This window comes from Streptomyces sp. NPDC048751 (assembly GCF_043198595.1).
Classification (GTDB): domain Bacteria; phylum Actinomycetota; class Actinomycetes; order Streptomycetales; family Streptomycetaceae; genus Streptomyces.
Genome location: NZ_JBICUX010000015.1, coordinates 203833 through 227161, shown reverse-complemented (window position 1 = coordinate 227161; position 23329 = coordinate 203833). Strand labels below are relative to the sequence as shown.

Here is a 23329-nt window from a genome sequence, read left to right as displayed (position 1 = left end):
GAGGGCAGCTCGGCAGCCCGTTCGATGTCAGGCTGCTGTCAGGTGTTAGTTTGCGCAGGCGTCATCGAAACAGCACGGGTGGGGAGAGATCATGGACACCACGCAGCGGACCGAGCAGCAGCGATCCGCCGACCGTCGGCGGCGGGAGCTGCTGGAGGCCGCGGACCGGGTGGTGCTGCGGGACGGCCCGCAGGCGTCCATGAACGCGATCGCCGCCGAGGCGGGGATCACCAAGCCCATTCTCTACCGCCACTTCGGCGACAAGGGTGGACTTTACGCTGCGTTGGCCAAAAGGCACACGGACGCGTTGCTGGACTCGCTGCGGGCCGCGCTGGACGCTCCCGCGGACCGGCGGGAGCGGGTGGAGGCGACGCTCGACACGTACCTCGCGGCGATCGAGATGCGGCCGCAGGTGTACCGCTTTCTGATGCACCCCTCCGAGAGCGGGCAGGTCGGGGAGCAGGGGTTCGACGTCGGGAAGCATTCGGCGCCGTTGCTTCGCCGGATGGGTGAGGAGTTGGCGCAGGTCATCGAGGAGCGGCTGGACCTGGGGCCCGGGGGACAGCAGCTGGCTCGGGTGTGGGGGCATGGGATCGTCGGGATGATGCATGCGGCCGGGGACTGGTGGCTTGGCGAACGCCCTTGTTCTCGGGCGGAGTTGGTGCGGAGTCTTGCGGACCTGTTGTGGGGTCGGCTGGCAGCCGCGGGGGACAAGATGGGTGGGCCCGGGTTCTGAGGATCGCGTTCGGGTGCGGGTTGTGGGGGGCCTGTCGCGCCCGCGCGGCGGAGCCGCAGATTGATACAGCCCCGCGCCCCTGGGTAAGAACAGCTCACCTGCGCCAGGAAGCTCGATCGACCTGCCGCATCAGTCTGCGGTGACGCCAGCCCTTCAGGTGGTCGGCGTAGATCCTGCCCTCCAGGTGGTCGTACTCGTGCTGCAAGCACCTGGCGAACCACCCCGTCCCGTGCACCCTCAGCCGCTCCCCCGTCATCGTGAAGCCCTCGATCACCGCGTGGTCGTAACGCTCGGTGCCCGCTTCCAGGCCCGGCACGGACAGGCAGCCCTCGGGGCCGCGGATCACCACTCCGTCGGCCTCCACCAGGCGGGGGTTGACCACGTGGCCCAAGTGGCGGACGTCGTCGTCGTCGGGGCAGTCGTAGACGAAGACACGGAGGGGCTCGCCGATCTGGTTGGCGGCCAGGCCCACGCCGTGGGCGGCGTACATGGTGGCGAACAAGTCCTCCACGAGCTCCGCCAGTTCGGGGCCGAACTCGGTGACCTCCCGGCAGGGCTGGTGCAGGACCGCGTCGCCGAGGAGAGTGAGGGGGCGGACGCGCCCTCGGGCGCCGGGGATCTGGCCGTTTCGCATGGCGGCAAGGGTACGGTCCTCCCTGACACGCGCATGCCGTACGGGCGTGTGGAGGTGCCGCGGTTCGGGAGTGCGAATGGATCTCGATAGGCTGACCACCTACCACGTTGCCGTCAGGCAGAGGCGCGGCGCGTACGCAAGGAGGATCGAGAACTGATGGCAGGCAACTCGGACCCGCTCACGCCGCGGGCCAAGCTGGCCGTGACCGCGGGCAAGGCGGTCGCTGCGGCATCCCGTGCCGCGGGGCGCGGCAGCGGTTCGGTGATCGGCGGCCGGGTGGCGCTCAAGCTCGACCCCGACCTGCTGGCCCGGCTCGCCCAGAACTTGGACGTCACGCTCGTCTCGGCCACCAACGGCAAGACCACCACCACCCGCCTCATCGCCGAGGCCCTGCGCGCCGCGGGACCGGTCGTGTCCAACGCGCTCGGCGCCAACATGCCCGCGGGCATCACCTCGGCGCTCGCGGGCGGCTCGGACGCCCGGTACGGCGTCATCGAGGTCGACGAGAAGTACCTCGCGGGTGTGGCCCGGGACACCGCCCCGAAGTGCATCGCTCTGCTCAACCTCTCCCGCGACCAGCTGGACCGCGCCGCCGAGACCCGCATGCTCGCGGAGAACTGGCGTGAGGGTCTGGCGGGGTCCAAGGCCGTGATCGTGGCCAACTGCGACGACCCGCTGGTGGTGTGGGCCGCGTCCTCCTCCCCGAACGTGATCTGGGTCGCCGCCGGACAGATGTGGAAGGACGACGCCTGGTCCTGCCCGTCCTGCGGTGGCGTGATGCAGCGGCCCGGCGACGACTGGTTCTGCGGTGAGTGCGGGTTCCGGCGGCCCACGCCGAGCTGGGCGCTGTCCGGGGACCACGTGCTCGACCCGCACGGTTCCGCCTGGCCGATCCACCTCCAGCTGCCCGGCCGCGCCAACAAGGCCAACGCGGCCTCCTCCGCGGCCGTAGCCGCCGTCTTCGGGGTGCCGCCGCAGGTCGCCCTGGAGCGCATGTACCAGGTCCAGGCGGTCGCCGGACGCTACGACGTCGTCCAGTTCCAGGGTCGTGACCTGAGACTCCTGCTCGCCAAGAACCCGGCCGGCTGGCTGGAGACGTTCTCGCTGATCGACCCGCCGCCGACCCCGGTGATCCTCTCCGTGAACGCGCGCGGCGCCGACGGCACCGACACCTCCTGGCTGTGGGACGTCGACTACACGCGCCTGACCGGCCACCCGATCTTCGTCATCGGCGACCGGAAGCTGGACCTCGCGGTGCGTCTGGAGGTCGCCAACCAGCACTTCCAGGTCTGCGAGAACGTCGACCAGGCCGTGCAGATGTGCCCGCCCGGCCGGATCGAGGTCATCGCGAACTACACCGCGTTCCAGGACCTGCGCCGCCGCGTCGGCAACTGACCACGAAGGACGAACACCTCATGAGCGACAACCAGCTTCGGGTGGTCTGGGTCTACCCGGACCTGCTCAGCACCTACGGCGACCAGGGCAACGTCCTCGTCGTGGAGCGCCGGGCGCGGCAGCGCGGCCTCGACGTGGCCCGCCTCGACGTGCGCAGCGACCAGCCGATCCCGACCTCCGGCGACATCTACCTGATCGGCGGCGGTGAGGACCGTCCGCAGCGGCTGGCCGCCGAGCGGCTGCGCCGGGACGGGCACCTGTACCAGGCGGTGCAGAACGGCGCGATCGTGTTCGCGGTCTGCGCCGGCTACCAGATCCTGGGCCACGAGTTCGTCAACGACCTCGGTCAGCGCGAGCCCGGCCTCGGTCTGCTCGACGTGACCACCACCCGGGGCGAGGGTGAGCGGTGCGTCGGCGACGTCCTCGCGGACATCGACCCGCGCCTCGGTCTGCCCCCGCTGACCGGCTTCGAGAACCACCAGGGCATCACCCACCTCGGTCCGACGGCCCGCCCCCTCGCCCGGGTGAAGCTCGGCAAGGGCAACGGCACGGGAGACGGCACGGAGGGCGCGTACAACGACACCGTCTTCGGTACGTACATGCACGGCCCGGTGCTGGCCCGCAACCCGCTGATCGCGGACCTGCTGCTGAAGCTGGCGCTCGACGTCAACGCGCTGCCGCCGACGGACGACCGCTGGTACGAGGCACTGCGCAACGAGCGCATCGCCTCGGCGCAGCAGCCCGCGTAGGGGTGGTCCGAGGATCTGACCTCGCGTTCCACACAGCCTGAAGGAACCTTCTAGCGCCCTGGCGCAGGATCGTCACCGGGCCCGCCTGACAGGCCGTCCGCTCACTTGTGCGGCCGCGTCCAGCAGGCGGACGCCCCGTGGGGGCCGACCCCCTCACGCCGGTAGGGTGGCCGGGATTCCAGCCGGACAACGCGGTCCGGCTCCCGGCCCCAATCGAGAAGGTTGTTTCGGGCTATGCGCATTGGTGTCCTCACGTCCGGCGGCGACTGCCCCGGCCTGAACGCCGTCATCCGGTCCGTCGTGCACCGCGCCGTCGCCGACCACGGCGACGAGGTCATCGGCTTCCGGGACGGCTGGAAGGGCCTCCTGGAGTGCGACTACCTCAAGCTCGACCTCGACGCCGTGGGCGGCATCCTGGCCCGCGGCGGCACGATCCTCGGTTCCTCCCGGGTCCGCCCCGAGCACCTGCGGGACGGCGTGGAGCGGGCCAAGGGCCATGTCGAGGAGCTCGGGCTCGACGCGATCATCCCGATCGGCGGTGAGGGCACGCTCAAGGCGGCCCGGCTGCTGTCGGACAACGGCCTGCCGATCGTCGGCGTGCCGAAGACCATCGACAACGACATCGCGGTCACCGACGTCACCTTCGGCTTCGACACGGCCGTGGGCGTGGCGACGGAGGCGCTGGACCGGCTGAAGACCACCGCCGAGTCCCACCAGCGGGTGCTGATCGTGGAGGTCATGGGCCGCCACACCGGCTGGATCGCCCTGCACTCCGGCATGGCGGCCGGCGCGCACGCCATCGTCGTACCGGAACGGCCCTTCGACATCGAGGAGTTGACCCGCAAGGTCGGCGCGCGGTTCGAGGCGGGGAAGCGGTTCGCGATCGTGGTCGCGGCGGAGGGAGCGAAGCCGCGGGCGGGCACGATGGAGTTCGACGAAGGCGGCAAGGACGTCTACGGCCATGAGCGGTTCGCCGGGATCGCCCGGCAGCTGTCGATCGAGCTGGAGGCGCGGCTCGGGAAGGAAGCGCGGCCGGTCATCCTGGGGCATGTGCAGCGGGGCGGTACGCCGACCGCGTACGACCGTGTGCTGGCGACCCGGTTCGGGTGGCACGCGGTCGAGGCCGTGCACCGGGGGGAGTTCGGGCGGATGACCGCGCTTCGGGGGACCGACATCGTGATGGTGTCCCTGGCAGAGGCGGTCGAGTCGCTGAAGACGGTTCCTGCGGAGCGGTACGCGGAAGCGGAGTGCGTGCTTTAGCCGTCCGGCGGGTGCGGGTTCGGCGTGGTTGATCGCGCAGTTCCCCGCGCCCCTAGGTCGGCTGTACCTGCCCCCGGTCGCCAACGCGGCCGGGGGCGGTCTTAGTCTTGGGCGGACAGACTGCACATCCCCCCACGAAACAGGAGCCGACGCATGGATCACGGCGGGCACGGCATGATGATGGATCTGCCGCCGTTCACGCTGGGGCGGGGGCTTCAGTGGTCGGCGGATCCGTTCTTCCTCGTGGGCTGTCTGGTGGGGCTGGGGCTGTACGCGTGGGGGGTCGTGCGGCTGCGGCGGCGGGGGGACTCGTGGTCCGCGTGGCGGACGGTGTCGTACGTCGTCGGGGTGCTGTCGGTCGGCTTGGTGATGTGCACGAAGCTGAACGACTACGGGATGGTCATGTTCAGCGTGCACATGGTGCAGCACATGGTGATCAGCATGCTGTCGCCGATCCTGATCCTGCTCGGCGCCCCGGCCACGCTGGCGCTGCGGGCGCTGCCGACGGCGGGGCGCGGGCGCAAGGGGCCGCGTGAGGTGCTGCTGATGCTGCTGCACAGCCGGTACATGCGGATCATCACGCATCCGGCGTTCACGATCCCGCTGTTCATCGCCAGCCTGTACGCGCTGTACTTCACCCCGCTGTTCGACTTCCTGATGGGCTCCAAGACGGGGCACGTCGCGATGATGGTGCACTTCCTCGCCGTGGGTGTGGTGTTCTTCTGGCCGATCATCGGCGTGGACCCCGGCCCGCACCGGCCGGGGTATCTGCTGCGGATGCTGGAGCTGTTCGCGGGGATGCCGTTCCACGCGTTCTTCGGCATCGCGCTGATGATGGCGTCGACCCCGATGGTGGAGACGTTCAAGAACCCGCCCGCCTCGCTCGGTATCGACGCGCTCTCCGACCAGAACGCGGCCGGCGGTATCGCCTGGGCGTTCAGTGAGATTCCGTCCGTACTGGTGCTGATCGCGCTGTTGTTCCAGTGGTACGGCTCGGAACAGCGGCAGGCCAAGCGCAAGGACCGCGCCGCGGACCGGGACGGCGACAAGGAACTCGAGGCGTACAACGCCTATTTGGCCTCATTGGACGCACGGGGGCGCTGAGCGCTTTTCCATTCAGTAGCATGAAGCGCGTCGGGGGAACCGCCGGGGGGAGCGGGGATGAATATTCGCGCATTCATGCGAGGGACCGGAATCCGGGTGGTCCGCAGGATCTCCGTGTTATTGGTTCTCGTTCTTGTGGCGAGCGGGTGCGACCGGGACGCCCCGCTGCTGCTCGTGCGGGCCGTCGCGGTGGGGGTTCCCTCGCTCGCGCCCTTCTTCGACGAGAGTCAGGGGCTGGGCCACGACGCCGAAGTCCGGTCGCTGGCGGCGCCGGGCAGCCTGCAGCAGGGTGACACCCCGGGGCTGTACGGGGGCACGAAGCAGCCCCGGATCTGTGACGTCGAACGATTGAAGGAATTTCTCGCCGATCCGCGGAACGACCGGAAGGCGCAGGTGTGGGCCGGTGTTTTCGGCATCACCACCGAGGAGATTCCGGATTTCCTGGACCGGCTCACACCCGTGCTCCTGCGTCACGACACTCTCGTGAAGAACCACGACTACAAACAGGAAAAGGCCGTTTCCTACGACTCCCTGCTCCAGGCGGGAATCGCGGTTCTCGTCGACGAACACGGAGCTCCGGCCGTGAAGTGCTCGTGCGGAAATCCGCTGCGGCCCTTCACGGGGGACACCGACCGGATCGACGTGAAGTTCCGGAACGGGAACAAGGAGTGGAAGGGGTACGACCGTTCCTCCGTGGTCGCCGTGCGCCCGGCCTCGCGGCAGCTGGAGCGGCTCGCCCTCGTCGACGTGGACGAGCCGAAGCGCGGCATCGACCGGCCCGTCGGCACGACGGGTGAGAAGGACACCACGTTCAACACGCGGAAGATGCGTACCGTGCCCGGCGTGGTGGGTGCCACGTTCGGGGAGGCGAGCCGGAGGCTGGCCGACACCGGGCTGGGCGCCGCGCACGACGGGGAGGGGCTGCCGCCGGACGGCGCCCGTGTCACGGCGTCCGATCCGCCGGCGGGGACCGAGCTGCGGTTCGGGGAGTACGTGACGCTGAGCGTGGCCGAGGGGACAGGCACCGGGGCGGGCAGCGGGGCGGGCACTCCCCCGGACTCGGGGACGTCGGAGCCTACGCACACCCCACCGACGCCGTCCGATCCGCCGGCTTCCTCCGAGGCCCCGCCGTCGTCCAGCGCGCCACCGTCGTCGTCCAGTCCTCCGCCCTCGTCGAGCCCGCCCGCCTCGCCCGAGCCGCCCACCAGCCCGCCGGCCTCGTCGAGCCCGCCGCAGTCCCCGGACCCGCCCACCGACGCGCCGCCGACCACGACCAGCGCGCCACCGGACACGACCAGCGCGCCCGCCACCAGCGCCGCACCGCCCATCACTGCGCCCGAGGAACCGCCGGAACCGCCCCCGAGCACTCCCGAGGCTCCGCCCGAGCCACCCACCAGTGCGCCCGAGGCTCCGCCCGAGCCTCCCGAGCCGTCCACCGCCGAGCCCACCGCCCCCGCCGCCGACGAGCCGGACACCAGCGCCCCGGTCGCGACCGACCCGGCGTCCGAGGCGCCGGAGGTGACCGCGAGAGCCTGGGCATAGTGCAAGGACCTCTTAGACCCCGAGCCCCAGAGTCGTACCGCGTAGACCCCGGGAGTCACTGGATGCCTTCAGGATCACCGACGTCGGGAGTGGGCCGGGTCATCGCCGGCCGTTATCTGCTGCTGCACCCGCTGGGCAGCGGCGGCATGGGTCATGTGTGGCTCGCCCATGACCGGAGACTGGCCTGCGACGTCGCGCTCAAGGAGATCGTGTTCCGGGACGCGGCCGAGGCCGACGGCGAGCGGGAGGCCAGGGTCGCCCGGGCCCGGGCGGAGGCCCGGAACGCGGCGGGGCTGCGCGACCATCCGCACGTGGTGACCGTGCACGACGTGCTGGAGCACGACGGGCTGCCGTGGATCGTCATGGAGTACGTCGCGGACGCCGTCGACCTGCGGGAGCTGATCGCCCGGCGCGGCCCGCTCGCCCCCGCGGAGTGCGCCCGGATCGGCCTGGCGGTGCTGGACGCGCTGACGGCCGGACATGATCGGGGCGTTCTGCACCGGGACGTGAAACCGGCGAACATCCTGCTCGCGCCGGACCGCACGGGAGCACCGTACGGGCGGGTCCTGCTCACGGACTACGGGATATCGGTGCAGCCGGACGCCGGGGAGCCGCGCTACACACGGGCCTCGGTGCTGGTGGGCACGGCCGGCTATCTCGCCCCGGAACGTGCCACGGGCGGGCCGCCCACGCCGGCCGCCGATCTCTTCTCGCTGGGCTGCACCCTCTACCACGCCGTCGAGGGGTGCGGCCCGTTCGAGCGCGACACGTACCTCGCGGAGATCACCGCGGTGGTCGCGGAGGAACCGCGACCACCGGTGCGCGCGGGCGCGCTGGAACCCGTACTGAGGGCGTTCCTCGTCAAGGATCCGGCGCGGCGGATCGACGCGGCGACGGCCGAGGCGGCCCTGTCGCAGATCGTGCTGCCCCAGGCCGATCCCCAGGCTCGGACCCGGACCGATCCGGGGTCGCAGCCGCCTTGGAGCAGGCCGCAGGGCCCCGAAGAGTACTCGGGGCCCGTGCCCATGGCGCCGGACCCGTCGGTTCTCCCGGCGCCGGTCCCGGCGGCCCCGGCCGGGCGGGGGCGGCGGATCGGGCGGGCCGTGCTGTCCTGCGCGCTCGGGCTGCTCCTCGCCCTGGGCGCCGTCTGGTACGCGACGGCCCACCGGGCGGCCGGAGACGAGACGGGCGGGACGGGGTGGACGTACGGGGAGCGGGTGGGGCTGGCCGGGCCGCTGAAGGACGGTGACTGTGTGATCGCCGAGTGGCCCGGAGCGGAGCGCTTCGAGGGCACGCCCCGGCTGGCGCTGGACCCGACGTGCCGGGACAAGGCACCCGACGGGCAGGTGATGGCGTTCGTCGGGGCCGCCTCGGTGGAGGAGGCGCGGCGGCTGGGCCCCGAGAGGTGCGAGGAGCGGACGCGGGAGCTGCGGGAGCGGCTCGCCGACGTGCGCAGCTACGCCGTCGTGCCGACCGGGGCGGCGGGGTACGAGGCGGCCGGGTGGCGCGTCGCCTGTCTGCTGCTGGGGGCGCACGGGCCGGTGTACGGGCCGCTCGGTACGCATCGGCGGATCGGCGCCGCGTTCACCGACACGTCGAACATGCAGAAGCGGGACTGTCTGCGCACGGGCTCCAACCGGGACGCCCGGCTGGCATCCTGTGAGGGGTCGTACGACGAGCTGGTGGTCGGCTTCACCCGGTTGGGCGCCGACGTGACGTTCGGGGACGCGCGCACCGAGTCGGACGCGGCGTGCCGTCGGGAGGCGCCGCCGGGCGACTACGGGTTCGATCCGTCGGTGTACGAGTCGGGGTCCTGGTCGAGCCGGGGACCGTGGAAGTCCGGAACGCGTTACGTCGTGTGCACCGTGCGGAGGCAGAACGGGGGCACCATGGAGGGGGACGGACCCTGAGGAGCGTGTTGCGATGCCCGGATCCACGAACGGTTCGACGAACGGCTCCACGAAGACCATGGGGGTGATCACCATCGGCGGACTCGTCGCGGTGACGGCCTACACGGTGGCGCTCGGCAGCAACGGCTGGCTGTGGTTCGGCTGGGTGGTGCTGGGACTCATCACCCTCGGGATGGTCGCCACGCGCAGCACCTGAGCGTCACTCCGGTGCGAGCCGGGCCGCCGAGTGCACGCCCGGCTGGTACTTCGGCAGCCGGGCGGTGACCTTCATTCCCGCCCCGACCGCGGTCTCGATGACGAGGCCGTGGTCGTCGCCGTAGACCTGGCGGAGCCGGTCGTCGACGTTGGACAGGCCGATGCCGCCGGAGGGGCTGACCTCGCCCGCGAGGATGCGGCGCAGCAGGTCGGGGTCCATGCCGGCGCCGTCGTCCTCGATGACGACTAGGGCCTCGGCACCGGTGTCCTGCGCGGTGATCTGGATGCGGCACGTGTCGGTCTTGCCCTCCAGACCGTGCTTGACGGCGTTCTCCACCAGCGGCTGGAGGCACAGGAACGGCAGGGCGACCGGGAGCACCTCGGGAGCGATCTGCAGGGTGACGGAGAGGCGGTCGCCGAAGCGTGCCCGTACGAGTGCCAAGTAGTGGTCGATGGCGTGGAGCTCGTCGGCGAGGGTGGTGAAGTCGCCGCGCCTGCGGAACGAGTAGCGGGTGAAGTCGGCGAACTCCAGGAGCAGTTCGCGGGCGCGCTCGGGGTCGGTGCGGACGAACGAGGCGATGACCGCGAGGGAGTTGAAGATGAAGTGCGGGGAGATCTGGGCGCGCAGGGCCCTGATCTCCGCCTCGATGAGTCGGGTCCGGGACTGGTCGAGGTCCGCCAGTTCGAGTTGGACGCTCACCCAGCGGGCCACCTCGCCGGCCGCGCGGACCAGGACGGCGGATTCGCGGGGGGCGCAGGCGACGAGGACGCCGTGCACCCGGTCGTCGACGGTGAGCGGGGCGACCACGGCCCAGCGCACCGGGCAGTCGGGGGTCTCGCAGGTGAGCCGGAACGCCTCGCCGCGGCCGGTCTCCAGGGGGCCGGCCAGGCGGGCCATGATCTCGGTGCGGTGGTGGTCGCCCACGCCGTCCCAGACCAGGACCTGTTTCTCGTCCGTCAGGCAGAGCGCGTCCGTGCCGAGCAGGGTGCGCAGTCTGCGGGCCGACCTGCGCGCGGTCTCCTCCGTGAGGCCCGCCCGCAGCGGGGGCGCGGCGAGGGACGCGGTGTGCAGGGTCTCGAAGGTGGCGTGTTCGACAGGAGTGCCGAGACCGCCGAGCGTCTGGGGGCGCGCGGTGCGGCGGCCGAGCCAGAAGCCCGCCGCCAGCAGCGGGAGTACGGCCACACAGAGGCCGGCGAGGAATCCGATCACGCCTTCACCTCCGCCGCCCGCAGTTCCTCCGGCAGGTGGAAGCGGGCCAGGATGGCCGCCGTGCCCGCCGGTACGCGGCCCGGGGTCGCCAGGGACACCAGGATCATGGTGAGGAAGCCGAGCGGGACCGACCAGAGTGCGGGCCAGGCCAGCAGGCTGTGCAGCGGCCCCGAGCCGGGGACGCCGGCCATGGTGGCGGCGACGGCCAGGAACGCGGAGCCGCCGCCCACGAGCATGCCGGCGGCCGCGCCGGGCGGGGTCAGGCGGCGCCACCAGATGCCGAGGACGAGCAGCGGGCAGAAGGAGGAGGCGGACACCGCGAACGCGAGTCCCACCGCGTCGGCGACCGGCAGCCCGCCGACGAGGAAGCTCGCCGCCAGCGGAACGACCATGGCCAGGCCGGTGCCGAGCCTGAAGTGCCGTACGCCGCGGGACGGGAGGACGTCCTGGGTGAGCACGCCGGCCACGGCCATGGTGAGTCCCGACGCGGTGGACAGGAACGCGGCGAAGGCTCCCCCGGCGACCAGCGCGCCCAGCAGGTCGCCGCCGAGGCCGCCGATCATCCGGTCGGGCAGCAGCAGGACGGCGGCGTCCGCGTCTCCGGCGAGGGCGAGTTCGGGGGCGTAGAGGCGGCCGAGGGCGCCGTAGACGGGGGGCAGCAGGTAGAAGCCGCCGATCAGGGCGAGCACGGCCACGGTGGTGCGGCGGGCGGCGACACCGTGCGGGCTGGTGTAGAAGCGCACGACGACGTGCGGCAGGCCCATGGTGCCGAGGAAGGTGGCGAGGATCAGGCCGTACGTGGCGTACAGCGGGCGTTCCTCGCGGCTCGCGGCGAGTGAGGTGGACATGCCGCCGTTGGTGCCGCGGTCGGCGACGGGCACCTGGTCGCCGCGGTCGAAGGCGATGCGGGTGCCGGCGGCGACGCGGTGGGTGCCGGCGGGGAGTTCGAGGCGGGTGTCGTCGTGTGCGCGGCCGTCGACGGTGCCGGTGACGGTGACGGTCAGCGGTCGCTCCAGTTTCAGGTCGACGGTGTCGTCGACGCGGACGAGTCGCTGTTCGCGGAAGGCGGGCGGTTCGGCGAAGGCGTGGCGGGGTGCTCCGTCGCCCTGCCAGGCGAGCACCAGGAAGAGGGCGGGGACGAGCAGGGCGGTGAGTTTCAGCCAGTACTGGAAGGCCTGCACGAAGGTGATGCTGCGCATGCCGCCCGCGGCGACGGTCGCGGTGACGACGACGGCGACGATCAGTCCTCCGAGGGATTCCGGCGCACCGGTGAGGACGGTCAACGTCAGCCCGGCGCCCTGGAGTTGGGGCAGCAGGTAGAGCCAGCCGACGCCCACGACGAAGGCCCCGGCGAGCCGTCGTACCGCCTGGGAGGCGAGGCGGGCCTCGGCGAAGTCGGGCAGCGTGTAGGCGCCGGAGCGGCGCAGCGGGGCGGCGACGAACAGCAGGAGGACCAGGTATCCGGCGGTGTAGCCGACCGGGTACCAGAGCATGTCGGGGCCCTGCACCAGTACCAGTCCCGCGATGCCGAGGAAGGACGCGGCGGAGAGGTACTCGCCGCTGATGGCGGCCGCGTTGAGGCGGGGGCCGACGGTGCGGGAGGCGACGTAGAAGTCGGACGTGGTGCGGGAGATGCGCAGGCCGAAGGCGCCGACGAGGACGGTGGCGACGACGACGAGGGCGACGGCGGGGACGGCGTATCCGGAGTTCACGTGCGCGTGCGTCCTTGCCTCAGCGGTCCTCGACGAGCCGTACGAAGTCGCGTTCGTTGCGTTCGGCGCGCCGTACGTACCAGCGGGCGAGCAGGACCAGGGGGACGTACAGGCCGAAGCCGAGGACCGCCCACTGGAGGCGGCGGGCCTCCGGGGCGGCCGCGAACACCAGCGGCAGGGGGCCGATGAGCAGGCCGAGGACGGCGAACACGGTGAGGGCGGCGCGCAGTTGGGTGCGCATCAGGGAGCGGACGTAGGTGTGGCCGAGGGTGGTCTGCTCGTCGATCTCGGTGCGGGGGCGGTAGTAGCCGGAGGTGCGCCGGGTGCGGCGGGGCGGTCCGGTGACGACGACGCGGCGTTCGGCGGGGTCCTGGTTCGGCACGGCTACGGCCTCCTCATCAGCAGGTCGCGCAGTTCGCGTGCGTGGCGTCGGCTGACCTGGAGTTCCTCGCTGCCGACCAGGACGCTCACCGTGCCGGTGTCGAGGCGGAGTTCGCCGATGTGGTGGAGGGCGACGAGGTGGCGGCGGTGGATGCGGACGAATCCGCGCGAGCGCCAGCGCTCCTCCAGGGTGGACAGCGGGATGCGGACGAGGTGGCTGCCGCGGCCGGTGTGCAGCCGGGCGTAGTCGCCCTGGGCCTCGACGTGGGTGATGTCGTCGACGGCGACGAAGCGGGTCACGCCGCCGAGTTCGACGGGTATGTGGTCGGGGTCGGGTTCGTGCACGGGTATCCGCGGGGCGGTGCCGCGCTGTTCGGGGGTGCCGCGTTCGACGACGCGGCGGACGGCCTCGGCGAGGCGTTCCTTGCGGACGGGCTTGAGGACGTAGTCGATGGCCTTGAGGTCGAATGCCTGGACGGCGAAGTCCTCGTGGGCGGTGACGAACACGACCAGCGGCGGCCGGGCGAAGCCGGTCAGCAGCCGGGCCAGGTCGAGGCCGTCGAGGCCGGGCATGTTGATGTCGAGGAAGACGACGTCGATCGCCTCGGGTCCGCCGGGGCCCGATTCCAGGGCGCGGTTGATGCGGCGCAGCGCCTCGGTCGCGTCCGCGGCGCCCTCGACACTGCCGATCCGGGGATCCGCGGTCAGCAGGTAGAGCAGCTCCTCGAGCGAGGGGAGTTCGTCGTCGACAGCCAGGGCGCGCAGCATGAACGTGGAGTGTAGGAGCAATTCGTACGCCTGCACATGTCGTCCGGGTGGACGTTCGCGCTGGATACGGTGGTGCGCGCCCACTGGTTACAGTGCCGCCATGAACAGCAGGCCCACGCCGTTCGACGAGCTCGACCGGAAGATCGTCACCGCCTTGATGGCGAACGCCAGGACCAGTTTCGCCGAGATCGGTGCCGCGGTCGGTCTGTCGTCGACGGCGGTGAAGCGGCGGGTGGACCGGTTGCGTGAGACGGGCGTGATCACCGGGTTCACGGCGACGGTGAAGCCGGCGGCGCTCGGGTGGCGCACCGAGGCGTACGTGGAGGTGTACTGCGAGGGCGCGGCGCCGCCCCGGCGGCTCGCGGAGGTGGTGCGCAACCATCCGGAGATCACCGCGGCGATGACGGTGACGGGCGGCGCGGACGCGCTGCTGCATGTGCGGGCGCGGGACGTGGAGCACTTCGAGGAGGTGCTGGAGCGGATCCGCACGGAGCCGTTCATCCGTAAGACGATCAGCGTGATGGTGCTGTCCCATCTGCTGCCGGAGGCGCCGGAGGCGGGTGCCAGTCAGCCCGCGCCGGAGGGCGCATGAGACGTGCGTGGGCTGCGGAGACAACGCAGCGTTGCTGCGCGGACACGCAGCCTTTCTTTCTTGTCGCACTTCTCGGGTGATCCCTACCGTGGTGTCATCCCAGTCGACACCGCAGGAAAAGCGGAGGAACCCCTCTGTGACCGAAAGCCGTGTCCAGCGCCCCCGGCGCTTCCTTGTCTGCGAACCCAGACACTTCGCCGTGCAGTACGCGATCAACCCCTGGATGCATCCCGACGCCCCCGTCGACGTGGACCTCGCGCAGGAGCAGTGGCAGTCGCTGATCAGCGCCTACCGGGCCCATGGGCACACCGTCGACTCCGTGGAGCCGGTCCCCGGCCTCCCGGACATGGTCTTCGCCGCGAACTCGGCCGTCGTCGTCGGCGGCCGCGTGCTCGGCTCCCTGTTCCACGCGCCGGAGCGGCGCCTGGAGGCCGTCCACTACGACACCTGGTTCAAGACCGCCGGCTACGACGTCCACCGGCCGGAGGCCGTCTGCGAGGGTGAGGGCGACCTGGTCTGGACGGGCCGCTACCTGCTGGCCGGCACCGGGTTCCGGACGGCCCGTGACGCGCACCGCGAGGCGCAGGAGTACTTCGGCCATCCGGTGATCAGCCTGACGCTGGTGGACCCGTACTTCTATCATCTCGACACCGCGCTGTTCGTCCTCGACGACGGCCACGACAACAACATCGTGTACTACCCGGAGGCCTTCTCGCCGGGCAGCCGCGAGGTGCTCGCCCGGCTGTACCCGGACGCGGTGCTCGCCACCCGCGACGACGCGATGGCGTTCGGCCTGAACTCCGTCTCCGACGGACGCCATGTCTTCATCGCCCCGGCCGCCGAGGCCCTCGCCGACCGGCTCGCGGGCCACGGCTACCTCCCCGTCCCCGTCGACCTGTCCGAGTTCCACAAGGCCGGCGGCGGTATCAAGTGCTGCACCCAGGAGATCCGCTCATGACCACCCGGGAGATCCGTTCATGACCGCACCCACTCGTACGCGCACCTCCGCCGACCTGATCGGCGCCGAGGAGCCCGTCCTCGCGCACAACTACCACCCGCTGCCCGTGGTCGTCGCGCGCGCGGAGGGCACCTGGGTGGAGGACGTCGAGGGGCGCCGCTACCTCGACATGCTGGCCGGTTACTCGGCCCTGAACTTCGGTCACCGCCATCCGGCCCTGATCGAGGCGGCGCACCGCCAGCTGGACCGGCTCACCCTCACCTCGCGGGCCTTCCACAACGACCGGCTGGCCGGGTTCGCCGAGCGGCTCGCGGGGTTGACCGGCCAGGACATGGTGCTGCCGATGAACACGGGCGCCGAGGCGGTGGAGAGCGGCATCAAGGTGGCCCGCAAGTGGGCGTACGAGGTGAAGGGCGTACCCGCCGACCGGGCGACGATCGTGGTCGCGGCGGACAACTTCCACGGCCGTACGACGACCATCGTGAGTTTCTCGACGGACGAGACGGCGCGTGCGGGGTTCGGGCCGTTCACCCCGGGCTTCCGGGTCGTGCCGTACAACGACCTGGCCGCGCTGGAGGCGGCGGTCGACGAGACCACGGCGGCGGTGCTGATCGAGCCGGTCCAGGGCGAGGCGGGCGTCGTCATCCCCGACGACGGCTATCTGGCGGGGGTGCGTGAGCTGACCCGGCGGGCGAACTGCCTGTTCGTGGCGGACGAGATCCAGTCCGGTCTGGGCCGCACGGGGCGCACGCTGGCGGTCGAGCACGAGGGGGTCGTCCCGGACGTGCTGCTGCTCGGCAAGGCGCTGGGCGGCGGCATCGTGCCGGTGTCGGCGGTCGTCGGGCGCCGGGAGGTGCTGGGCGTGCTGCGGCCGGGCGAGCACGGTTCTACGTTCGGCGGCAACCCGCTCGCCGCGGCGGTCGGCACGGCGGTGGTCGAGCTGCTGGAGACGGGCGAGTTCCAGAGCCGGGCGGCCGAGCTGGGCACGGTACTGCGGGACGGTCTGACCGAGCTGGTCGGCAAGGGCGTCGTCGGCTTCCGCTCCCGCGGCCTGTGGGCGGGCGTCGACATCGACCCGTCGCTCGGGACCGGCCGCGAGGTGAGCGAGCGCCTGATGCGGGAGGGTGTCCTGGTCAAGGACACCCACGGCTCCACGATCCGGCTGGCCCCGCCGCTCACGATCACGGCGGAGGAGCTGGGCTCGGCGCTGGCGTCGCTGGAGAAGGTGCTCGCGGGAGGCGCCTGACGTCCGAGGGGTGGGCGCCGTGTGTCCGGGCGCCCACCCCTGGGGAACACGTCAGCCCTGCGCCTCGTACGCGCTGATCACGTACCGTGCCTCGTCGTCGGTCGCCCCCTCGTCCCAGTCCAGCTCGATCCGCAGGGGGTGCCCGTCCTTCGCGTACCGCGCCTCGGTGACGTCGGCGTGGTCGTCGCGGGCCTGGTCCAGTTCCGCCAGGAGGTCGGTGAGGGTGGGGATCGCGTCGGGTGACTGGCGGACGACCCTGCGGCTGCCCTCGTCGAGGCCGGTCGCGTGCACCACCTCGCCGTCGCGGACGGTCACCCGGAAGGTGCCGATGAGCGTCCGCTCCCCCTCGCTCGAGGTGAGGGTGTAGGTGTAGGCGGGGGGCGCGGTCCAGACGGGGCGACTCGGTTCGGCCGCCGGTGTCGCCGTGGTGCCGCAGGCCGTCAGGAGGGCGCACGGCAGCAGGGCGCGGGCGGTGGAACGTACGGCGGTCATGGGCGGCCTTTCGCTGTGGCCCTCGGCTGTGGCCTTCACTGGTGGTCGCTCCTACGACGCCGGGCGGTGGTGGAACGTTCGCCGCATTCCTCCCGGGTGAAGATGGGAACAAGAGGTGGTAGACCACTCTCAGCGACAGAGAGGTCGGCCGTGGGCACATTCGAGGAGCGCGACGTTGCCCGTCGGTGGTCCGACGTGGCGGATGCCGTGCCTCTGCTGCTCGACGCGCAGGGCGTGGTGACCAGCTGGACCGGGGACGCGCAGCGGCTGCTGGGCCATGCGGCCGCCGAGGCGGTCGGTGCGCGGCTGGAGGGCCTGCTGACCGCGGAGGACGCCGCGCGGGTGCCCGAGCTGGTCGAGCGGTGCCGTCGGGAGGGCGGCTGGGCGGGACGGCTGACGGTCCGCCGCAAGGACGGGCGGCCGGTCGGGGTCGTCGCCAGGATCACCTCGGCGCGGGAGCACGGAGGCCCCGCGCGGTGGCTGCTGCTGCTGACGGAAACGGTCGGCTCCCCCGGCCGGGACATGGACCGGGGCGTGCTGCAGCAGATCGTCGACCGGGCGCCCATCGGCATGGCGGTCGTCGACACCGACCTGCGCTACGTGTGGTCCAACGAGGCCCTGGCCCGCTTCGGCGGCGGCCCGCCGGAGCGGCGGCTCGGGCTGCGGCTGGCGGACGTGCAGCCGGGGCTGGACTCGGAGTCGTTCGAGGCGGTGATGCGGCGGGTGCTGGAGAGCGGGGAGTCGGTCGTCGGGTACGAGCACGTGGGGCACCTCCGGTCGGCGCCGCACCGCGAGACGATGCACATGGTGTCGGTCACCCGGCTCGAGGACGAGCGGGGCCGCCCGACGGGCGTGTACTACACGGTCGTCGACATCACCGAACGCCATCGCGCCCGGCAGCGCCTGGCCCTGCTCGACCGGGCCGGCGAACACATCGGCCGCAGCCTGGACACCATGCGGACGGCGCAGGAGTTGGCCGACGTGGCGGTGCCGGGCTTCGCCGACTTCGTCACCGTGGACCTGCTGGAGTCGGTGCTGCGGGGAGCCGAGCCCGCGCCGCTGGGGCCCACGGACGCGCTGCCGCTGCGCCGGGCGGGTCAGCAGTCGGTGAACACGGGCGTCCCGGAGGCCGTCGTCGGCATCGGCGGGGCCGCCGGCTACGCGGCCGGTTCTCCGCCGGTCCACGCCCTGATCACCGGCGCCTCCTGGCGCGGGGAGCGGCTCGATCCGCTCGCCCGGGAGTGGGCCACGGACGTCCTCGGCGGCCGGGAGGCGACGTTCCTGGATCTGGGGCTGCACAGCGTGCTGGTCGTGCCGATCCGGGCCCGGGGCATCACCCTCGGCGTCACGACGTTCTTCCGTCGCCACCGTCAGGAGCCGTTCGACGAGGACGACCTGAGTCTGGCCGAGGACCTGGTCGCGCGGGCGGCCGTGTGGGTGGACAACGCCCGCCGTTACACCCGCGAGCGCGACGCGGCCCTGGTGCTCCAGCGCAACCTGCTCCCGAACCGGCTGGCGGAGCTGGACGCGGTGGACGTGGCCGCCTGCTACCGCCCGGCCGACGAGCTGATCGGGCTCGGCGGCGACTGGTACGACCTGATCCCACTGTCCGGCGCGCGGGTCGCCCTGGTGGTGGGCGAGGTGCCCGGGCACGGTATCGACGCGGCCGCGGCGATGGGGCGGCTGCGGACCGCGGTACGAACTCTGGCCGCGCTGGATCTGCCGCCCGACGAGGTGCTGGCCCACCTCGACGATCTGGTCGCGCGGGCGGCGCGCGAGGAGTCCGGGGAGCCCGGCGAGTCCAAGGACAGGACGGGCGCGGTCGGCTCCGGATGCGTGTATCTGGTCTACGACCCGGTCGACGGACGGTGTGCGATGGCCGCCGCGGGGCATCCCGCGCCCGCCGTGGTCGGGCCGGACGGCACGGTGATGTTCGTGGAGCTGCCCCAGGGGGCGCCGCTGGGCGCGGCCGGGCCGCCGTTCGAGTCGGTCGAGCTGTCCCTGGCCGAGGGCAGCACGCTCGCGCTGCACACCGACGGGCTGCTGGCGCACGGCGAGGAGTGGGCCCTGGACACGGGCCGGGAGCGGCTGCGGCGAGCCCTGGAGGAGGAGGCGGACACGCTCGACCTGCGTTGTCGGGCCGTCGTCGACGCGCTGGTGCCGGCCCGGCCGTTCGACGACGTGGCGCTGCTGATGGCCCGCACCCGGCGGCTGGGCGCCGACCAGGTCGCGGACTGGGACCTGCCCAGGGACCCGGCGGTCGTCGCCGGGGCCCGCAAGGCGGCGAGCCGACGGCTGGCGGAGTGGGGGCTGGACGAGCTGGCCTTCACCACCGAGCTGGTCGTCAGCGAGCTGGTCACCAACGCCATCAGGCACGCCCGTGGCCCGATCCGGCTCCGGCTGATCCGGGAGCGGGCGCTGGTCTGCGAGGTCTTCGACGGCGGCGCGACGACCCCGCACCTGCGTCATCCCCGCACCACGGACGAGGGCGGGCGGGGGCTGCTGCTGGTGTCCCAGTTCACCCAGCGCTGGGGCACCCGCTTCGTGCCCGACGGGAAGATCATCTGGGCCGAGCAGTCGCTGACGGAGCCCGCGGTGTGAGACGAGCGGGCGCCACTCCGCCCAATGATGCGAAACTGGGTCAAACCCGGCGGTGAGGCGGCGGCCATGGACGATGACACGACGATCGACTACGCGGCGGTGTTCCAGGCGCTGCCGGGCATGGTCGCGCTGCTGACCCCCGACCTGGTCTACGCGGACGTCAACGAGGAGTTCCTGCGGGTGGTCGGCCGCAGCCGCGAGCAGGTGATGGGCCGCCATCTCTTCGACGTGTTCCCGGACAACCCCAACGACCCGGCCGCGACCGGCATGCGCAACCTGGAGGCCTCGTTGCAGCGGGTGCTGGCCACCGGCGAGCGCGACGCCATGGCCCTGCAGCGCTACGACGTCGAGTCCCTCCCCGGTGTGTGGGAGGAGCGCTACTGGAGTCCGGTCAACGTGCCGGTCCTCGGCACGAGCGGCAAGGTGGAGCTGCTGGCGCACCGGGTCGAGGAGGTCACCGAGCTGATCCGGGCCCGCGGCGGCCCGACCGGGAGCCGGGCCCGGGTGCTGGAGGCCGAGCTGTACACACGCGCCCGTGAGCTGCAGGAGCTCAACGACCGCCTGCGCCAGGCGCACGCCCGCGAACGCGAGGTGGCGATGGCCCTGCAGGAGGCGATGCTGCCCGCCGCCCGGCAGGTGGGCCACCGGCAGGCCGCGGTGCGCTACCGGCCCGCGGTCGGCACGCTGAACGTGTGCGGGGACTGGTACGACCTGGTCGACCTGGTGGGCGGCAACCGCATCGGCGTCTCCGTGGGCGACGTCGTCGGGCACGGGCTGGAGGCCGCCGGTGTGATGGGCCAGCTGCGCAGCGCGCTCAGCGCCACCTCCCGCGTCGCCGAGGGCCCCGCCCAGGCGCTGGACGTGCTGGGCCGGTACGCGCACGTCGTCGACGGCGCCGAGTCGGCCACGGCGGTGGCGACGTTCATCGACTGCGACCTCCACACGATCACCTACAGCAGTGCCGGCCATCCGCCGCCCGCGCTGGTCCACTCCGACGGCCGGGTGGAGTTCCTCGACCGGGCCACCGACACCCCGCTCGACGCGCGCCCCGACCCGATCCCCAGACCCCAGGCCGAAACCACCTACGACGAGGGCGCCACCCTCGTCCTCTACACGGACGGGCTGGTCGAGCGGCGTCGCGAGGACATCGACACCGGTCTGGCCCGCCTGGCCGACTCCCTGGCCCGGCACCGCCGCGCGCACCCCGAGGCACTCGCCGACGCCGTACTGCTGGAGCTGCTGCCGCCCGGCGGCGCCACGGACGACACGGCCCTGGTCATCGTGCGGCTGTGAGCGAGGCGTTCCGCATGACCGCGGCTGCACCTAAACTGACATCCCACGACTTGCCGGAGCGCTCCCTTGTTCTACTACCTGCTCAAGTACGTCCTTCTGGGCCCGCTGTTGAGACTGGTCTTCCGGCCGCGAATAGAAGGCCTGGAGCACGTTCCGGAGTCGGGTGCGGCCATCATCGCGGGCAACCACCTGTCGTTCTCCGACCACTTCCTGATGCCGGCGATCCTCAAACGGCGCATCACGTTCCTGGCGAAGGCCGAGTACTTCACCGGTCCGGGCATCAAGGGCCGGCTGACCGCGACGTTCTTCCGCAGCGCCGGGCAGATCCCCGTCGACCGCTCCGGCAAGGACGCGGGCCAGGCGGCGATCCGTGAGGGCCTGGGCGTGCTGAGCAAGGACGAGCTGCTGGGCATCTACCCGGAGGGCACCCGCTCGCACGACGGCCGCCTCTACAAGGGCAAGGTCGGCGTGGCGGTGATGGCCCTCAAGGCGGGCGTTCCGGTGATCCCCTGCGCGATGATCGGCACTTTCGAGGCGCAGCCCCCGGGCAAGGTGATCCCCAACGTCCACCCGGTGGCGATCCGCTTCGGCAAGCCCCTCGACTTCTCCCGCTACGCCGGCATGGAGAACGAGAAGGCCATTCTGCGCGCCGTCGTCGACGAGATCATGTACGCCATCCTGTCGCTCTCCGAGCAGGAGTACGTCGACCAGTACGCGGCCGTCGCCAAGGCGGAGGAGGCCGCGGCCAAGGAGAAGGCGCGCAAGTTCCCCCGCATGCCGCTGAGTTGAGGCGCCTCGCAGCACATGAGTGAGGGGCGGCCGGTGCGATCCGGCCGCCCCTCGCTGTCGTACCCGCGGCGGTTACGGCTTCGGCGTGGCGTGCGGTGCGCAGGTCACGTCGGCCCGGTCCAGCTTGCCGGTGAGCAGGTAGGCGTCCACCCGCTCGTTGATGCAGGGGTTGACCAGGCCGGTCACACCGTGGGAGCCCGCGTTCTTCTCGGTGATCAGGCGGGAGCCCTTGAAGCGCTTGTGCAGTTCGACGGCGCCGTCGTACGGGGTGGCCGCGTCACGCTCGGACTGCACGATCAGCACGCCCGGCAGACCCTTGCCCGTCTTGACGTTCAGCGGCGTCTGCTGCTTGGCAGACCAGGTGGCGCACGGCAGGTTCATCCAGGCGTTGGCCCAGGTCATGAACGGGTAGTCCTTGTTCAGCCGGGTGTTGTCGCGGTCCCACTTGCGCCAGTTGGTGGGCCACTTGGCGTCCGCGCACTCGACGGCCGTGTAGACGGCGTTGCCGTTCTCCGAGGCCGCGTTGCCCGCGGTGTCCGACAGGTCCGGCGCGGCCGCGTCGACGAGCGCCTGGGTGTCGCCGGCGACGTACTTGCTGAAGACCGACGCGACGGGGGCCCACGACGAGTCGTAGTAGGGGGCGCTCTGGAAGAAGGAGATCAGCTCGGCCGGGCCGACGAGCCCGCCGATCGGGTTCTTCTTCGCGGTGGCGCGCAGCTTGAGCCACTGCGCCTGGACGGCGGCGCGGGTGGTGCCGAGGTGGTAGGTGGCGTCGTTCGCGGCGACCCAGTCCTGCCAGTCCTTCCAGCGGCCCTCGAAGGCGATGTCCTGGTCGAGGTTGGCCTCGTACCAGATCTTCTCCCGGGACGGGTTGACGACACTGTCCACGATCATCCTGCGGACGTGACCGGGGAAGAGGGTGCCGTAGACGGCGCCGAAGTAGGTGCCGTAGGAGACGCCGAGGAAGTTCAGCTTCTTCTCACCGAGGGCGGCGCGGATGACGTCCAGGTCGCGCGCGCTGTTCGGGGTGGTCATGTGCGGCAGCATCGCGCCGCTGCGCTCCTGGCAGCCCTCGGCGTACTCGCGGGCCAGCTTGCGCTGGGCGCGCTTGTCGGCCTCGCTGTCGGGGACCGGGTCGGCCTTGGGCGCCTTGACGAACTCCTGTGGGTCGACGCAGGAGATGGGCGCGGAGTGGCCGACACCGCGCGGGTCGAAGCCCACGAAGTCGTAGGCCTTGGCCACGTTGGCCCACACGGGGGCCTTGGTGGTGACCCGGCGCGGGAAGCGCATCCCGGAGGCGCCCGGGCCGCCGGGGTTGTAGACGAGCGCGCCCTGGCGCTCCTGCTTCGTGCCTGTGTTGCCGATGCGGTCCACGGCGATCTTGATCTGCTTGCCGTTGGGCTTGGCGTAGTCGAGCGGCACGCTCACCCAGCCGCACTGGATCGGCTTCTCCAGGCCCCAGTCGGCGGGACAGTCCTGCCAGCCGATACCCGCCTTGGCGGCCCGTGCCGCGGCGATGGCCGTACCCCGGGCCTCGCGGTCCTGCCCGGGCCTGCTCTGCGCGTTCGCCGTGGGCGCGGCGAACGCGCCGGCTATGAGCGTCGCCGCGACGACCGCTCCGGCCGAACCGAGCGCTGTCGTACGCCTGTTCGCTCTGATGTCCCTCAAGTGGGGCCCCTCCCCGTACTCGTGTTGACAAGTACGGGGATCCTCTCGACTGTGAGGACCCTGAGAACAGGGTTTGTTGACCTTCTTTGCCAAT

General features: G+C 71.9%; 21 protein-coding genes. 14 read left to right on the top strand and 7 right to left on the bottom strand.

Annotated elements, in window-relative coordinates:
• Window positions 1–91 precede the first annotated feature (91 nt).
• Window positions 92–736: a TetR family transcriptional regulator gene (locus ACGFNV_RS37690; protein WP_393628942.1), complete on the top strand. Its 645-nt coding sequence runs from the start codon at window positions 92–94 to the stop codon at window positions 734–736.
• A 94-nt stretch (window positions 737–830) separates the two neighbouring features.
• Here the strand turns inward: ACGFNV_RS37690 and def are convergent, their stop codons facing one another.
• Window positions 831–1370, bottom strand: a complete 540-nt coding sequence (def, locus tag ACGFNV_RS37685; protein ID WP_393628940.1) for a peptide deformylase — start codon at window positions 1368–1370, stop codon at window positions 831–833.
• A 156-nt stretch (window positions 1371–1526) separates the two neighbouring features.
• On the opposite strand from def, the gene ACGFNV_RS37680 reads away from it, so the two are divergent.
• The 7 genes from ACGFNV_RS37680 to ACGFNV_RS37650 all read left to right on the top strand — a co-directional run bounded on the left by ACGFNV_RS37680 (window position 1527) and on the right by ACGFNV_RS37650 (window position 9526).
• Window positions 1527–2765 carry a MurT ligase domain-containing protein gene (locus ACGFNV_RS37680; protein ID WP_393628938.1) on the top strand — a complete coding sequence of 413 codons (1239 nt, stop codon included), beginning with the start codon at window positions 1527–1529 and terminating at the stop codon, window positions 2763–2765.
• Window positions 2766–2785: 20 nt separating this feature from the next.
• Window positions 2786–3514, top strand: a complete 729-nt coding sequence (locus ACGFNV_RS37675; RefSeq protein ID WP_133931897.1) for a glutamine amidotransferase — start codon at window positions 2786–2788, stop codon at window positions 3512–3514.
• Between the two features lie 234 nt (window positions 3515–3748).
• Window positions 3749–4774: a 6-phosphofructokinase gene (locus tag ACGFNV_RS37670; RefSeq protein WP_393628936.1), complete on the top strand. Its 1026-nt coding sequence runs from the start codon at window positions 3749–3751 to the stop codon at window positions 4772–4774.
• Between the two features lie 153 nt (window positions 4775–4927).
• Window positions 4928–5878 carry a cytochrome c oxidase assembly protein gene (locus ACGFNV_RS37665; protein ID WP_393628934.1) on the top strand — a complete coding sequence of 317 codons (951 nt, stop codon included), beginning with the start codon at window positions 4928–4930 and terminating at the stop codon, window positions 5876–5878.
• A 75-nt stretch (window positions 5879–5953) separates the two neighbouring features.
• Window positions 5954–7420 (top strand): DUF6777 domain-containing protein, encoded by a 1467-nt coding sequence (locus ACGFNV_RS37660; protein ID WP_393628933.1) that lies wholly within the window; start codon window positions 5954–5956, stop codon window positions 7418–7420.
• Window positions 7421–7482: 62 nt separating this feature from the next.
• On the top strand, window positions 7483–9330 hold the full coding sequence (locus tag ACGFNV_RS37655) for a protein kinase (protein ID WP_393628931.1): 1848 nt from the start codon (window positions 7483–7485) through the stop codon (window positions 9328–9330).
• A gap of 13 nt (window positions 9331–9343) precedes the next feature.
• On the top strand, window positions 9344–9526 hold the full coding sequence (locus ACGFNV_RS37650) for a hypothetical protein (RefSeq protein WP_133931892.1): 183 nt from the start codon (window positions 9344–9346) through the stop codon (window positions 9524–9526).
• A gap of 3 nt (window positions 9527–9529) precedes the next feature.
• Here ACGFNV_RS37650 and ACGFNV_RS37645 read toward each other — a convergent pair whose 3' ends face one another.
• From ACGFNV_RS37645 to ACGFNV_RS37630, 4 genes are read right to left on the bottom strand one after another with little or no spacing between them, the layout of a single operon-like run.
• Window positions 9530–10735: a sensor histidine kinase gene (locus ACGFNV_RS37645; RefSeq protein ID WP_393628929.1), complete on the bottom strand. Its 1206-nt coding sequence runs from the start codon at window positions 10733–10735 to the stop codon at window positions 9530–9532.
• Window positions 10732–12447, bottom strand: coding sequence for a cation acetate symporter (locus tag ACGFNV_RS37640; RefSeq protein ID WP_393628927.1), 1716 nt, complete (start codon window positions 12445–12447; stop codon window positions 10732–10734). The genes ACGFNV_RS37645 and ACGFNV_RS37640 overlap by 4 nt, the downstream gene beginning before the upstream one ends.
• Window positions 12448–12466: 19 nt before the next feature.
• Window positions 12467–12829, bottom strand: a complete 363-nt coding sequence (locus tag ACGFNV_RS37635) for a hypothetical protein (protein ID WP_393628925.1) — start codon at window positions 12827–12829, stop codon at window positions 12467–12469.
• A gap of 2 nt (window positions 12830–12831) precedes the next feature.
• Entirely contained in the window at window positions 12832–13596 is a 765-nt protein-coding gene (locus ACGFNV_RS37630) for a LytR/AlgR family response regulator transcription factor (RefSeq protein ID WP_393628923.1), read from the bottom strand.
• A gap of 100 nt (window positions 13597–13696) precedes the next feature.
• Between ACGFNV_RS37630 and ACGFNV_RS37625 the strand changes: the two genes are divergently transcribed.
• From ACGFNV_RS37625 to rocD, 3 genes are all read left to right on the top strand, one after another.
• On the top strand, window positions 13697–14188 hold the full coding sequence (locus ACGFNV_RS37625; protein ID WP_133931887.1) for an Lrp/AsnC family transcriptional regulator: 492 nt from the start codon (window positions 13697–13699) through the stop codon (window positions 14186–14188).
• 136 nt (window positions 14189–14324) lie between these two features.
• Complete coding sequence (ddaH, locus tag ACGFNV_RS37620) at window positions 14325–15146, top strand: dimethylargininase (RefSeq protein WP_393628921.1); 822 nt, start codon at window positions 14325–14327, stop codon at window positions 15144–15146.
• Window positions 15147–15165: 19 nt separating this feature from the next.
• On the top strand, window positions 15166–16392 hold the full coding sequence (rocD, locus tag ACGFNV_RS37615; protein WP_393628919.1) for an ornithine--oxo-acid transaminase: 1227 nt from the start codon (window positions 15166–15168) through the stop codon (window positions 16390–16392).
• A gap of 51 nt (window positions 16393–16443) precedes the next feature.
• Here rocD and ACGFNV_RS37610 read toward each other — a convergent pair whose 3' ends face one another.
• Complete coding sequence (locus tag ACGFNV_RS37610) at window positions 16444–16884, bottom strand: DUF6174 domain-containing protein (protein ID WP_393628917.1); 441 nt, start codon at window positions 16882–16884, stop codon at window positions 16444–16446.
• A 150-nt stretch (window positions 16885–17034) separates the two neighbouring features.
• Between ACGFNV_RS37610 and ACGFNV_RS37605 the strand changes: the two genes are divergently transcribed.
• The 3 genes from ACGFNV_RS37605 to ACGFNV_RS37595 all read left to right on the top strand — a co-directional run bounded on the left by ACGFNV_RS37605 (window position 17035) and on the right by ACGFNV_RS37595 (window position 21567).
• A complete protein-coding gene (locus ACGFNV_RS37605) occupies window positions 17035–19485 on the top strand; it encodes a SpoIIE family protein phosphatase (RefSeq protein WP_393628915.1) in 2451 nt (816 codons plus the stop codon).
• Window positions 19486–19551: 66 nt separating this feature from the next.
• Window positions 19552–20778: a PP2C family protein-serine/threonine phosphatase gene (locus ACGFNV_RS37600; RefSeq protein ID WP_393628913.1), complete on the top strand. Its 1227-nt coding sequence runs from the start codon at window positions 19552–19554 to the stop codon at window positions 20776–20778.
• 66 nt (window positions 20779–20844) lie between these two features.
• The gene (locus ACGFNV_RS37595) at window positions 20845–21567 is read left to right on the top strand and encodes a lysophospholipid acyltransferase family protein (protein WP_393628912.1); all 723 of its coding nucleotides are present in this window, start codon (window positions 20845–20847) and stop codon (window positions 21565–21567) included.
• Window positions 21568–21639: 72 nt separating this feature from the next.
• Here the strand turns inward: ACGFNV_RS37595 and ACGFNV_RS37590 are convergent, their stop codons facing one another.
• Complete coding sequence (locus ACGFNV_RS37590) at window positions 21640–23235, bottom strand: alpha/beta hydrolase (protein ID WP_393628910.1); 1596 nt, start codon at window positions 23233–23235, stop codon at window positions 21640–21642.
• Window positions 23236–23329 lie beyond the last annotated feature (94 nt).

Bases quoted from the DNA above. Each gene is read 5' to 3' on its own strand.
- ACGFNV_RS37675 (WP_133931897.1), top strand. From the start codon at position 2,786: ATGAGCGACAACCAGCTTCGGGTGGTCTGGGTCTACCCGGACCTGCTC.
- ACGFNV_RS37600 (WP_393628913.1), top strand. From the start codon at position 19,552: ATGGACGATGACACGACGATCGACTACGCGGCGGTGTTCCAGGCGCTG.
- ACGFNV_RS37650 (WP_133931892.1), top strand. From the start codon at position 9,344: ATGCCCGGATCCACGAACGGTTCGACGAACGGCTCCACGAAGACCATG.
- ACGFNV_RS37680 (WP_393628938.1), top strand. From the start codon at position 1,527: ATGGCAGGCAACTCGGACCCGCTCACGCCGCGGGCCAAGCTGGCCGTG.
- ACGFNV_RS37670 (WP_393628936.1), top strand. From the start codon at position 3,749: ATGCGCATTGGTGTCCTCACGTCCGGCGGCGACTGCCCCGGCCTGAAC.
- ACGFNV_RS37655 (WP_393628931.1), top strand. From the start codon at position 7,483: ATGCCTTCAGGATCACCGACGTCGGGAGTGGGCCGGGTCATCGCCGGC.
- ACGFNV_RS37690 (WP_393628942.1), top strand. From the start codon at position 92: ATGGACACCACGCAGCGGACCGAGCAGCAGCGATCCGCCGACCGTCGG.
- ACGFNV_RS37665 (WP_393628934.1), top strand. From the start codon at position 4,928: ATGGATCACGGCGGGCACGGCATGATGATGGATCTGCCGCCGTTCACG.
- ACGFNV_RS37660 (WP_393628933.1), top strand. From the start codon at position 5,954: ATGCGAGGGACCGGAATCCGGGTGGTCCGCAGGATCTCCGTGTTATTG.
- ACGFNV_RS37630 (WP_393628923.1), bottom strand. From the start codon at position 13,596: ATGCTGCGCGCCCTGGCTGTCGACGACGAACTCCCCTCGCTCGAGGAG.
- ACGFNV_RS37610 (WP_393628917.1), bottom strand. From the start codon at position 16,884: ATGACCGCCGTACGTTCCACCGCCCGCGCCCTGCTGCCGTGCGCCCTC.
- def (WP_393628940.1), bottom strand. From the start codon at position 1,370: ATGCGAAACGGCCAGATCCCCGGCGCCCGAGGGCGCGTCCGCCCCCTC.
- rocD (WP_393628919.1), top strand. From the start codon at position 15,166: ATGACCGCACCCACTCGTACGCGCACCTCCGCCGACCTGATCGGCGCC.
- ACGFNV_RS37625 (WP_133931887.1), top strand. From the start codon at position 13,697: ATGAACAGCAGGCCCACGCCGTTCGACGAGCTCGACCGGAAGATCGTC.